This is a genomic window from Paraburkholderia sp. EG287B (genome assembly GCF_040965595.1).
GTDB lineage: Bacteria > Pseudomonadota > Gammaproteobacteria > Burkholderiales > Burkholderiaceae > Paraburkholderia.
This window is the reverse complement of sequence record NZ_JBFRCG010000002.1, coordinates 531,803-544,028: the sequence shown is the minus strand read 5'-3', so window position 1 is coordinate 544,028 and position 12,226 is coordinate 531,803. Positions and strand designations below refer to the sequence as shown.

Below are 12,226 nucleotides of genomic sequence, written 5' to 3'. Positions count from 1 at the left end.
CGCGCGACCTGCGCGCGGCTTTCTCAATTCGATCTCCTTCCCCGCCGTCCTGCGTGCCTTGCGCCGGCTTTATCCGGCATCTGCCGGGCTTTTTTATGGTGCAACGGCGGGTGGCTCTGCGAGTCACTGTGCGAATCGGTCGGGCACCTCGGTGATGCGACGTTGCGAAACATGATCGACCCACTCCGTACTGTCGACCGGCACGGCCGGCGAATTCGATGCGCGTGCAGGGACGTACGTTCTCGCATAGGCAAGGACGGACGCATAGTCGTCGGCGGAATTCGCACCGGTTGACCGTGGCGCATAGCCTTGCGCTTGCGGGGAGGCGCCATGCGCGCGATGTGACGTTGCCGGACGCGCTTCGCGATATGGCGCAAACGCGCGGATGTCGCGACGCGGGTGCGTGCCGCGTTCTGCAACGCGCTGACTGGCACTGCGCTCGACCGCACGCACATTGCTGAGCGTTTCGCGCTCTGCCAGTCTCGCGGGCGCTGCTTGCTGTAAGCACGCAGCGGCCAAGCGCTGCGAGGTGTCTTGAACCGTGCTCGCATTTGCGCGTAGGGTCGCGTTGCTGCTTGCGCGTGCCGACTCACGCGGCGCATGACTCGCGACGATCCATGCCAGCAGTGCGGCGCCGCCAATCGCGACCGCGCCGCCGGTCAACCTGCGCTGCTCGAACGGCGATGTGCGCTCAGGCGCGCTCCCCGCGTCTGCGGCTCGCCCGGCGGGTGCGGCAGCAGGCGCTGCAACGGGCCTGGGAGGCTGCGAAGCCGGACGGTGATCGTCGCCCCAGCCGACCGCGGCACGAAACGCTTCGGCGCTCAGACACACCGTGCGCATGATGGCGGCATAGAGCGCGCGCAGTTCGGCGCGCAGGCTGAAATGGGGAGGCGTAAGCGCCCATTCCCGGCCAAACGACGCGGGCAAATGGGCCAGCGGGCGAATATGCGGCAACGCGAGCGCGCCTGCGACCTGAACGAACTGAAATGTTGACATCGATCTCTCGCAACCCCGGTCTGGCGACGGCGCCGCGCGGCAATGTCATCGATGGGTCGCCTGCGGCGCATGCAATTAAAGGGATGCCGCCGATCATGACCGTCGCCATTTCGCCGTTCCATCGGAAATGGCTTAAAAGCCCGGATTCCTTGCGCTGTGTCTCGCGGATTTCACTGGCCGCCCAGCCGGTACACGTAACGCAGTGCCGTGATGTCGATGCCGCCCATGCGGTCGGGTTCCGAGCCTGAGTAGGTCCAGCCCTGGCGCTCGTAGAACGCAATCGCGGGCGTGTTGCCGTCGAGCACGTACAGATACAGCTGCGTTTCGCCCTGGGCGCGCGCCCAGTCCTGCGCCGCGCGCATGAGCCGCTTGCCGACGCCGGTGCCCTGATGCGCCGGCAGCGCATGAAGATTGTCGAGCAGCACGCCCCAGGGGGAGCCTGGCTGGCGTTCGACGCACACGAAGCCCACGGCCGCACCCGATGCAAGCTCCGCGATCAGCACGAGACGCCGTTCGCCGCCTGGCGCCTCCATGCGCGCGCGCCAGTAAGCCGCTCGCTCGGCGTCGACTTCGCGTTCGAGAAACGCGGCGGGCAGCAGCGCGCGATACGTGGCCTGCCAGCTTGCGGCGTGCATGGCGGCGAGCAAGGGAGCATCGGCGACGGTGGCCGGGCGCAGTGTGAGGGCTGGGATTTCGGTCATGCGGATGGAGGACGTGCGGACGTCCGGATCAGGGCGCGCGTCGGGGGCCGCGCGCCGAGCCCTGCTGCAAAGTATTTTGCCCGATTCGAGGATATTCGCGGCGGGCTTGCCACTCATGAAAGCGTGACGAAGTGTAATCGTAATAACAATGAAAGAAATGACTTCCGTTGATGTTTTTTGCTAGCCTCTTTTAAGGAAATGCCCGAATATCTGAGTCCCGGCGCGTACCGCACAATAAAATGCCCGCGCGCGCGCCCGCGCGACCCTCGCTGACCGCGAGTGATTGTTTTTCACTGTCCCGCGAGCCGCTCAGGCTTCCCGGACAGTCTCTTCAGAGAGTGTCATGTCTACCGCGTCCCACGCATCCCCAGGCGAATCAAAGTTTCGGACAGTTTTCCGCGTCGTCAGCGGCAACTTCCTGGAAATGTACGATTTCATGGTCTACGGCTACTACGCTTCGGCGATCGCCCGGACCTACTTCCCGAGTGACAATGCGTTCGCTTCGCTGATGCTCACGCTGTCCGTGTTCGGCGCAGGCTTCCTCGTGCGTCCGCTCGGCGCCATCATCCTCGGCGCGTACATCGACCATCACGGCCGCCGCAAGGGCCTCATGCTCACGCTCGGCCTGATGGCGTTCGGCACGCTCGCGGTCGCCGTCGTGCCGGGCTACGCGACCATCGGCATACTCGCGCCCGCGCTCGTGCTGCTGGGGCGCCTGTTGCAGGGTTTCTCGGCGGGCGTGGAACTGGGCGGCGTCTCGGTCTATCTCTCCGAGATCGCGACCAAGGGCAACAAGGGCTTCTACGTCTCGTGGCAGTCGGGCAGCCAGCAGGTCGCCGTGGTGTTTGCCGCGCTGCTGGGCGTGCTGCTGCATCGCCTGCTGCCCGTCGAGCACATGACGAACTGGGGCTGGCGCGTGCCGTTTCTCATCGGCTGCCTGATCGTGCCGTTCCTGTTCATCATTCGCCGCTCGCTCCAGGAAACGGAGGAGTTCGCGAAGAGGAAGCATCGTCCGTCGATGGGCGAAATCATGGCGTCGATGCTGCAGAACTGGGGCGTCGTGATCGCCGGCATGGGCATGGTCATCATGACCACCGTGTCGTTCTACCTCATCACCGCCTACACGCCGACCTTCGGCAAGGAAGTGCTCAGGTTGAACGAACTCGACACGCTGATCGTGACGGTCTGCATCGGCTTGTCGAACCTCTTCTGGCTGCCGGTTTCCGGCGCGGTTTCGGACCGTGTGGGCCGCCGCCCGATGCTGATCACCTTCACCGTACTCACGATCCTCACCGCCTATCCCACCGTGCAGTGGCTCGTGGCGGAACCGTCGTTCGGCCGCCTGCTCACGGTCGAACTGTGGCTGTCGTTCCTCTACGCCTGCTACAACGGCGCGATGGTCGTGGCGCTCACCGAAGTCATGCCCGCCGATGTGCGCACCGCCGGCTTCTCGCTCGCCTACAGCCTCGCGACGACGATCGGCGGTTTCACGCCGGCGATCTCGACCTACCTCATCCACGTGAGCGGCAACAAGGCCGCGCCGGGGGCGTGGATGGGCGTCGCGGGCGTGTGCGGCCTCGTCGCGACGCTCGTGCTCTATCGCACGCCGGAAGCGCGCAATCAGTACAAGGCGGCTTGATTTGCGGATCGGGTGATCCGCGATTTCGCGGCAAAAGCGAAAAGAACGGGGCGCTCAGGCGCTCCGTTTTTCATTGTGCCGCTTACGCGTCGCGCAGTTCGCGCGCGACCGTATCCACAACTTCCGCCCATGCACGCGGGCGCGGCTGACGCACGAGCCGCGCGCGTGGGTACCAGGGGCTTTCGTCAGTGCCCGCAAACCAGCGCCAGTCCGCGGCGAACGGCAGCATGACCCAGAGTTGCGCGCCCAGCGCGCCCGCGAGATGGGCGATCGAGGTATCGATCGACACGACGCCGTCCAGACGCTCGATCACGGCCGCGGTATCCGCGAAGTCCTGCAGCTTGCCGCCGAGCCGGTGGATCGAGCGGGCTCGCGGATGCGCGTCGAGCGCCGCGTGTTCCGCGGCGCTGAGTTCCGGTTGCAGGACGATCCAGTCGATGCCGTCGAGCGCGAAGAGCGGTTCGAGCGTGGCGAGCGCAATCGCGCGATTCTCGTGCTTCTGGATGCGTCCGGACCACGCGAGGCCGATCTTGCGCCGCGCCTGGCCGCCCAGCGAGCCGCGCCACTTGCGCCCGTAGGCCGCGCTGGCGTTGAGGTAGGGCGTGCGCGCGGGCAGTGTGTCGAGGCTCGTGCCGAGTGCGAGCGGCAGCGAGAGGAGCGGGCAGTGCAGGTCGGCGGCGGGCCGGGGCGCGCCCTGCTCGACGAGCGTCACGCGCCAGGCCTCGGCCGCGGGCGCGATGAGCGGGAAGAGCGCGCGCTGCACTTCGAGCACGACGCGCGCGCCGGTTTTCTGTGCGGTTGCGACGACTTGCGGCACGAAGCGCACGAACTGAAGCGTGTCGCCGAAACCCTGCTCGGCCTCGATCAGCAGCGTGCGGCCGTTCAGGGGCTCGCCGTGCCAGCGTGGCAGCGTGCTTTGCGGCGTGCGGGGCGCAATCGGTGCGCTCACCTGCGGGGGCAGGGCGTAGCCAGCGCCGCGCGGTGCGTTGGCGTGCGCCTCGTCGCGCGCGGCCGGATCGAGCCGCCATTCGTACTCGGGCAGTCCGCGCCGGAAATCGCCGAGCGTGAGCCACGTGAGCGCGCGATTCAAATGCGCGGCGGCCAGATCGGGCCGCACGCGCAGCGCTTCGTCGTAGGCCCGCAGCGCGGCCGCATGGCGGCCGAGCGCGTGATGCGCCACGCCGAGCGCGAGCCAGGCGAGGGCGAATTTCGGATCGAAGCCGATCGCGCGCTCGTAGGGTCCGATGGCAGCGTCGTGGCGGCCGAGCGCGGCGAGCGCATTGCCGAGCCCGAAGAGGGCAGGCCCGAAATGCGGCTGCAGCGCAAGCGCCGTTTCGAAGGCGGCCACGGCCTCGCCGTGATGGCCGGTCGCATCGAGCGTATTCGCAAGATTGAAATGCGCGGCGACGAAGCGCGGCTGCACGCGCAGCGCCTTCTGGAAATGTTCGACCGCGCTCGCGCTGTCGCCCAGCGCATTGAGCGACATGCCGAGGTTGTTGTGCGCCCCTGCGTGGCCCGGGCGGATCTTGAGTGCGCGGCGAAACGAGTCGGCGGCTTCGGCATGGCGGCCGAGCGCGTGCAGCGCGTTGCCGAGATTGTTGTGCGACGAGGCGTCGCCGGGCTGCAGGCGCACGGCCTGGCCGAACGCGTACATCGCGTCCTCGTGCCGGCCGATCGCCGCATAGGCGTTGCCGAGGTTGTAATGCGCGAGGGCAAAGGCGGGCGCGAGCGTGAGCGCGTTGCGAAAGCGCTCGATCGCGCCTTCCAGTTCGCCGAGCGCCTTGAGCGCGTTGCCGAGGTTCAGCTGGAGCGCGGCGTCGTCAGGGCGCAAGGCGACCGCGCGGCGCACGAGGTCCGCGGCTTCGGCGTGCTGGCCTCGCTGATGCCGCAGCACACCGAGCAGATGCAGCGCATCGACGTGCACGGGATCGGCGGCGAGCGTCGCGCGGTAGTCGCGCTCGGCGTCGTCCAGCCGGCCGTCGCGATGTGCGGCGTACGCGCGGACAAAAAGCTGTTCCATGACTGAAGAAGCAAAGCGTTCGAGACACAAAGGCGGCATTTTCCCACACTCGCGGACCCGTTCCCGAAGTCGGCCGAATGTTGATCGAAAGTTGACCGGCATCCGTTGTTGAACTAACATTTGAACACTTGTTCATATGTGTGGTGTATCGTCATGACCCCAGTTTCCGATGACGAGCGCGTCGTTCCGCTCGCCGACCTCTTCCGTCTGCTCGGCGACGCCACGCGTCTGCGTATCGTGCTCGCCTGTGTGCAGGACCGGATCGCCGTGGGAGCGATCGCCGACACGCTCGGTTTGTCGCCGTCGCTCGTGAGTCACCATCTGCGGCTGTTGCGCGCCGCGCGCGTCGTGCGCGCCGAACGCGAGGGCAAGCAGGTGTTCTACACGGCCGCGGACGCGCATATCAGCGCGATGATCGCCGGCATGCTGGAACATGTGGCCGAGCCCTCGGCGCAATGGCAGGAGGGCGCATGAGCGCAGCGGATCACGAACACGCCCATGACGCCGAAGACGCCGGGAAGCACGAGGGCGAGCACGGCCACGCCCACGGCCACGCGCACGACGCCCACGCGCCGCACGAACACGCTCACGCCCACGGCCACCATCACCATCATCACGCGCCCGTCGCGGGGCACGGCCGCGCGTTCGCCATCGCCGTCGCGCTGAACGTCTTCATCGTCGTCGTGCAGACGGTGTACGGCGTGCTCGCGCATTCCACCGCGCTGCTCGCCGATGCCGGCCACAATCTCTCCGACGTGCTCGGCCTGCTGCTCGCCTGGGGCGCCGCGTGGCTCGCCACGCGCCGTCCGTCGGCGCGCTTCACATTCGGGTTCGGCAGCTCGTCGATCCTCGCCTCGCTCGCCAACGCCGCGCTGCTCCTGCTCGCGTGCGGTGCGATCCTCGCGCAGGCGCTTGGCCGGCTGTTCCATCCGGCGCCGGTCGCGGGCTTCGACGTGTTCGTCGTGGCGACCATCGGTATGGTGGTCAACGGCTTTTCGGCGTGGCTGTTCATGCGCGGGCAAAAGGACGACCTGAACATTCGCGGCGCCTTCCTGCACATGGCCGCCGACGCCGGCGTTTCCGCCGCCGTGGCCGTGAGCGGTCTGCTGATCCTCGCGACCGGCTGGAGCTGGATCGATCCGCTCATGTCGATCGCGGTCGTGCTCGTGATCGTGTACGGCACCTGGGGACTGCTGCGCGAGTCGGTGCGGCTGGCGCTTGCCGCCGTGCCCGAGAACGTCGACATCGTGCGCGTGCGCAGCTTCCTCGCGCAGCAGGAGGGCGTGCTCGATGTGCACGACCTGCACGTCTGGGCGCTTTCGACCACGGGCTGCGCGCTGAGCGCGCACCTCGTGATGCCGGCGGGGCACCCCGGCGACGCCGCGCTCGATCATATGGTCGAGTCGCTCCAGCTGCGCTTCGGCATGCGGCACGTGACGTTGCAGGTGGATCTCGGTACGAGCGAGCATCGCTGCGCACTGGACATGCCGGACGGCGTGCACAGGCACACGCCAGCGCACGGGCATCCGCACGCGCACTGAAGCGCGGCCATCCGCGCAGCGGCTTCCCGCCCGATTCAGAGCGCATTTGATGCGCTGCCGCGCGACCGGTGCGGGCGCGGGCGATACACTAAGGGCCTGCTCACATGAATAACAGGCTTGCGCTGGCCACCAGAAGGGCCGAGCGCAAGGATTGCGACGAAGCGAATACTCAACGTATTCGTGAGGAGCATGACGCAGCGATCGGCCCTTCTGGTGGCCAGCCCCTGTAATGCAATTAGTTGGTTTGGGGAACGTGCCTTGCCGGCCGCATTGCAGCGTCGCGCGTCGCTTGTTTGGCTCGGCCAAACGGCGCGACGCCCTCCTTGCACTGCAGCCGGCAAGGCGCGTTCGCAAGCCTGTTGTTCATGTGGGCAGGCCCTTGTATCGTGTCGAGCGCATGGAGGTCTGCATGGCCGTGGCTTCTTCTCTCGCGCCCGTGCTCATCGTGGGCGCGGGACCCACCGGGCTCGCCGCCGCGATGAGTCTTGCGCGCGCGCATATCCCCGTGCGGCTGATCGATCGCGCGCCGCAGCCCGGACGCCACTCGCGGGCGATCGGCATTCAGGCGCGCACGCTCGAACTGTTCGAGCAGCATCGCATCGTCGAGCCGTTTCTCGAACTCGGCCACCGCGCCCATATCGCGAATCTCTATTCGAACGGCCAGCGCCGCGCGCGGCTCGACTTCGATCCGCTCTTCACGCGCTATCCCTATCTGCTCTTCATTGAGCAGACGGTTACCGAACGCATCCTCGGCGGGCATCTCGCGACGCTCGGCGTGGAGATCGAGCGCGGCTGCGAGCTGCTGGAGTACACCCAGGGCTCGGCCGGCGCGAGCGCGGAAGTGCGCCGGCCCGACGGGCGCGTCGAGTCGGTGCGCTGCGCTTACGTGATCGCCGCCGACGGCGCGCACAGCACCGTGCGCCATCGTCTCGACATGAAGTTCGACGGCGAGACGATGGCGCAGTCGTTCCTGCTCGCCGACCTGAGCGCGAGCACGCCGTGGTCCGACGACGAGTTCCACATCTTCGCCTCGGGCGACGGTCTCGCCGCGCTTTTTCCGTTCGGCCACGGCCGCTACCGCCTGATCGCCGATCACAAGGCCATGCTGCCCGCCGCGCCCGAAGGCACGATCCCCGTGCCGACGCTGGCGGAATGCCGCGACATCATTCTGCAGCGCGTGCACCATCCGGTGTCCGTCTCGGACATGAGCTGGGCTTCGTACTTCAGCGTGAACAGCCGGATGGTGCGGCAGTTGCGCGTCGAGCGCACCTTCTTTGCCGGCGACGCCGCGCACGTGCACAGCCCCGCAGGCGCGCAGGGCTTGAACACGGGCATTCAGGAAGCCTTCAATCTGGGCTGGAAGATCGCGCGCGTGCACGCGCGCGGCGCGCCCGAGCGCCTGCTCGACACCTATCACGCGGAGCGTTATCCGATCGAGCGGCTGGTGCTGCAGCAGACAAGCTTCATGACGCAACTGGTGGAGGCCGATCACGGCCCGCTCAAGCTGCTGCGCGAGCGCGTGATGCCGGCGCTCGTCGCGCTTGGGCCGTTGCGCGACGCGGCGCGCCAGGCGGTGAGCGAGCTGTCGATCCAGTATCGCCGCAGCCCGCTCACGCTCGAGCGCGTGCTGGACGGCGGCCCGCGCGCGGGCGAGCGCGCCCCGGACGCCTTCGTGCGCGTGGTGGACGGACCGCTCGGCAAGGCGCCGGGCAAGGGGCGCATCTTCGATCTGCACGACCCGGCGTGCTTTTCGTTGTTCCTGCTGGTCGAGGGCGACGCCGACGCGGCAGCGGCGAAAAACGGCGCAGAGGTGAGGGCAACGCTCAAGCGTTTTGCCGAAGCCGTCGAGCGGCTGTTTCCTCAGGCGTTGCGGGTCTGGTGGATCGCCGAGCTGGCCGACGGCGAGACGCCGCTGGCGGGCGAGGGCGCGGCAACGCTCACCGAATCGTACGGGCGCACGCGGCCCGCGTTTTATCTGATGCGGCCCGACGGCTATATCGGCGCGCGGGGGCGTCCCGCGTCGGACCTCAATGCGCTGCTGCGCCACTGCGAGACGTGGTACGCGGCGGCGGGCTTTGGACAGGCGCCGCCGGTCTGAACCGTGCGGCGCCGTGCGTCTCGTGTGACGGGCCGGCTGGCCCAGCTCAAGCCGCCGCGGGCATCAGCGCCTCGCGATGCTTCGTGAGCGAGGCGAGCACGATCTCCGTGAAGCCCGCTTGCTCGCCTTCGCCATCGAGCGCCGCGAGCAGCGTGCGGCGCATGCGCGGTTCCCAGAACTTGCGGATGTGCTCCGCGATGCCCGTGAGCGCCTCCTCGCGATCGGGCAGCGAGTCGAAGAACATGCCTATCTGGTTCGCCATCTCGATCAAGTGATCAGCTTTCATCGCTTTATTTCCCTGAGGTTGTAAGCGGTTCGCGCTTGCTGTGCAGCTCGAGCTGGGTCGTGTTGAAGCGAGAGTATTCGCGCTGCCACTCGGAGGGCTGCTGCACGTGGCTGACCTGCACGGCCGTCACCTTGTACTCGGGGCAGTTCGTGGCCCAGTCGGAGGCATCCGTGGTGATGACGTTCGCGCCCGACTCGGGGAAGTGGAACGTCGTATAGACCACGCCCGGCTGCATGCGCGTGCTGACCTTCGCGCGCAGCACCGTATGCCCCGCGCGCGATTCGATGCCCACCCAGTCGCCGTCGCGGATGCCGCGGTCTTCGGCGTCCACCGGGTGAATCTCGAGGCGGTCCTCCTCGTGCCAGCGCGAGTTCTCGGTGCGGCGGGTTTGCGCGCCCACGTTGTACTGCGAGAGGATGCGGCCCGTCGTGAGCAGGAGCGGGAAGCGGCGCGTGACCTTCTCCGGCGAGGCGATGAACTTCGTGATGACGAACTTGCCCTTGCCGCGCACGAACTCGTCGATGTGCATGATCGGCGTGCCGTCGGGCGCTTCTTCGTTGCACGGCCACTGAATGCTGCCCATCTCGTCGATCTTCTTGTACGAGACGCCGTGGAAGGTGGGCGTGAGGCGCGCGATCTCGTCCATGATCTGCGACGGATGCGTGTAGTCCATCTCGTAGCCGAGCGCGCGCGAGAGCAGGATCGTCGCTTCCCAGTCCGAGTAGCCGGCGATCGGTGGCATGACCTTGCGCACGCGCGAGATGCGGCGCTCGGCGTTGGTGAACGTGCCATCCTTTTCGAGGAACGACGAGCCCGGCAGCAGCACGTGCGCGTACTTCGCCGTTTCGTTCAGGAAGATGTCCTGCACGACGATGCATTCCATCGACGAAAGCGCCGCCGCCACGTGTTGCGTGTTCGGGTCGGACTGGACGATGTCCTCGCCCTGGCAGTAGAGGCCCATGAAGGTGCCGTCGAGCGCTGCTTCGAACATGTTCGGAATGCGCAGGCCCGGCTCGCTTTGCAGCGCGACGTTCCAGGCGTCTTCGAACAGGCCGCGCACGGTCGAGTCGCCCACGTGGCGATAGCCGGGCAGCTCGTGCGGGAACGAGCCCATGTCGCACGAACCCTGCACGTTGTTCTGGCCGCGCAGCGGATTCACGCCCACGCCTTCGCGGCCGATGTTGCCCGTGGCCATCGCGAGGTTGGCGATGCCCATCACCATCGTCGAGCCCTGTGCGTGTTCCGTGACGCCGAGGCCGTAGTAGATCGCCGAATTGCCTTGCTGCGCGTAGAGGCGCGCGGCGGCGCGAACCTGCTCGGCCGGCACGCCGGTCACTTCGGCCATCGCTTCGGGCGAGTTTTCCGGCAGCGAGACGAAATCGCGCCATTGCTCGAACGCGCGCGTTTCGCAGCGCTCCGCCACGAACGCTTCGTTGACGAGCCCTTCGGTGACGATCACGTGCGCGATCGAGTTGATCATCGCGACGTTGGTGCCCGGGCGCAGTTGCAGGTGATGCTCGGCCTTCACGTGCGCGGTATCGACGATGTCGATGCGGCGCGGGTCGACGACGATCAGCTTCGCGCCCTGACGCACGCGGCGCTTCAGGCGCGAGCCGAACACGGGGTGACCGTCGGTGGGGTTCGCGCCCACGACCATGATCACGTCGGAGTGGTCGACGGAAGCGAAGGTCTGCGTGCCCGCCGATTCGCCGAGCGTCGTCTTGAGACCGTAGCCCGTGGGCGAGTGGCACACGCGTGCGCAGGTATCGACGTTGTTGTTGCCGAACGCGGCGCGCACGAGCTTCTGCACGAGATAGGTTTCCTCGTTCGTGCAGCGCGACGACGTGATGCCGCCGATCGAATCGCGCCCATGCTTCGCCTGGATGCGGCGGAACTCGCTCGCGGCGTAGTTGATCGCTTCGTCCCAGCTCACTTCGCGCCACGGATCAGTGATCTTCGCGCGGATCATCGGCTTCTTGATGCGGTCCTTGTGCGTGGCGTAGCCCCACGCGAAGCGGCCCTTGACGCAGGCGTGGCCTTCGTTCGCCTGGCCGTTCTTGTGCGGCACCATGCGCACGACTTCGTTGCCCTTCATCTCGGCCTTGAACGAGCAGCCCACGCCGCAATAGGCGCAGGTCGTCACGACCGAGTGCTCGGCCTGGCCCAGCATCACGACGGTCTTTTCCTGCAGCGTCGCGGTCGGGCACGCGGCAACGCAGGCGCCGCACGACACGCATTCCGAGTCCATGAACGATTCGCTCGCGCCGGCGGCCACGCGCGATTCGAAACCGCGCCCGGCGATGGTCAGCGCGAACGTGCCTTGCGTCTCTTCACAGGCGCGCACGCAACGATTGCAGACGATGCACTTCGACGGGTCGTACGTGAAGTACGGATTCGATTCGTCCTTCTTGTCTTTCAGGTGATTCGCACCGTCGAAACCGTAGCGCACTTCGCGCAGGCCCGTCACGCCGGCCATGTCCTGCAGCTCGCAGTCGCCGTTGGCGGGGCAGGTGAGGCAGTCGAGCGGGTGATCGGAGATGTACAGCTCCATCACGTTGCGGCGCAGCTTCTGCAGCTGGTTGCTTTGCGTGCGCACCTTCATGCCCGCTTCGACGGGCGTCGTGCACGAAGCGGGATAGCTGCGGCGGCCTTCGATCTCCACGAGACACAGGCGGCACGAACCGAACGGTTCGAGCGAATCGGTGGCGCAGAGCTTGGGCACGTTGATGCCGGCCTCGATGGAGGCGCGCATCACCGACGTGCCGGCTGGCACGGTGACGGACTGGCCGTCGATTTCGAGCGTGACGTCCACGTCGGCGTGGACGAGCGGCGTGCCGAAATCGGTATCATCGAACGGCGAGCGTTGCTTCTTTGCCTGGGACTTGCAGGCGCAATTGCCGGAACCGCAACCGCCGGCCTGGTTCATGAGCATGTCGGACATGGTG

The 12,226-nt window shown here is 67.1% G+C and carries 9 protein-coding genes; 4 read left to right on the top strand and 5 right to left on the bottom strand.

Going from position 1 to position 12,226, the window contains the following annotated elements; genetic code table 11:
- Positions 1–123: 123 nt before the first annotated feature.
- Together AB4Y40_RS05220 and AB4Y40_RS05215 are read right to left on the bottom strand one after the other, a co-directional pair.
- Positions 124–996 carry a hypothetical protein gene (locus AB4Y40_RS05220; RefSeq protein ID WP_368686689.1) on the bottom strand — a complete coding sequence of 291 codons (873 nt, stop codon included), beginning with the start codon at positions 994–996 and terminating at the stop codon, positions 124–126.
- A gap of 170 nt (positions 997–1,166) precedes the next feature.
- Positions 1,167–1,697, bottom strand: a complete 531-nt coding sequence (locus AB4Y40_RS05215) for a GNAT family N-acetyltransferase (RefSeq protein WP_342924999.1) — start codon at positions 1,695–1,697, stop codon at positions 1,167–1,169.
- Between the two features lie 343 nt (positions 1,698–2,040).
- Between AB4Y40_RS05215 and AB4Y40_RS05210 the strand changes: the two genes are divergently transcribed.
- Entirely contained in the window at positions 2,041–3,336 is a 1,296-nt protein-coding gene (locus AB4Y40_RS05210; RefSeq protein ID WP_368686688.1) for an MFS transporter, read from the top strand.
- Between the two features lie 82 nt (positions 3,337–3,418).
- On the opposite strand, the gene AB4Y40_RS05205 is transcribed toward AB4Y40_RS05210, so the two are convergent.
- The gene (locus AB4Y40_RS05205; RefSeq protein WP_368686687.1) at positions 3,419–5,356 is read right to left on the bottom strand and encodes a tetratricopeptide repeat protein; all 1,938 of its coding nucleotides are present in this window, start codon (positions 5,354–5,356) and stop codon (positions 3,419–3,421) included.
- A 153-nt stretch (positions 5,357–5,509) separates the two neighbouring features.
- Between AB4Y40_RS05205 and AB4Y40_RS05200 the strand changes: the two genes are divergently transcribed.
- The 3 genes from AB4Y40_RS05200 to AB4Y40_RS05190 all read left to right on the top strand — a co-directional run bounded on the left by AB4Y40_RS05200 (position 5,510) and on the right by AB4Y40_RS05190 (position 8,995).
- On the top strand, positions 5,510–5,830 hold the full coding sequence (locus AB4Y40_RS05200) for an ArsR/SmtB family transcription factor (protein WP_368686686.1): 321 nt from the start codon (positions 5,510–5,512) through the stop codon (positions 5,828–5,830).
- On the top strand, positions 5,827–6,897 hold the full coding sequence (locus AB4Y40_RS05195; protein WP_368686685.1) for a cation diffusion facilitator family transporter: 1,071 nt from the start codon (positions 5,827–5,829) through the stop codon (positions 6,895–6,897). Before AB4Y40_RS05200 ends, AB4Y40_RS05195 begins: the two co-directional genes overlap by 4 nt.
- A gap of 409 nt (positions 6,898–7,306) precedes the next feature.
- Positions 7,307–8,995 (top strand): FAD-dependent monooxygenase, encoded by a 1,689-nt coding sequence (locus AB4Y40_RS05190; protein WP_368686684.1) that lies wholly within the window; start codon positions 7,307–7,309, stop codon positions 8,993–8,995.
- 46 nt (positions 8,996–9,041) lie between these two features.
- On the opposite strand, the gene AB4Y40_RS05185 is transcribed toward AB4Y40_RS05190, so the two are convergent.
- Positions 9,042–9,281, bottom strand: a complete 240-nt coding sequence (locus AB4Y40_RS05185) for a formate dehydrogenase subunit delta (protein WP_254316108.1) — start codon at positions 9,279–9,281, stop codon at positions 9,042–9,044.
- A gap of 4 nt (positions 9,282–9,285) precedes the next feature.
- Positions 9,286–12,222: a formate dehydrogenase subunit alpha gene (fdhF, locus tag AB4Y40_RS05180; RefSeq protein ID WP_368686683.1), complete on the bottom strand. Its 2,937-nt coding sequence runs from the start codon at positions 12,220–12,222 to the stop codon at positions 9,286–9,288.
- Positions 12,223–12,226 lie beyond the last annotated feature (4 nt).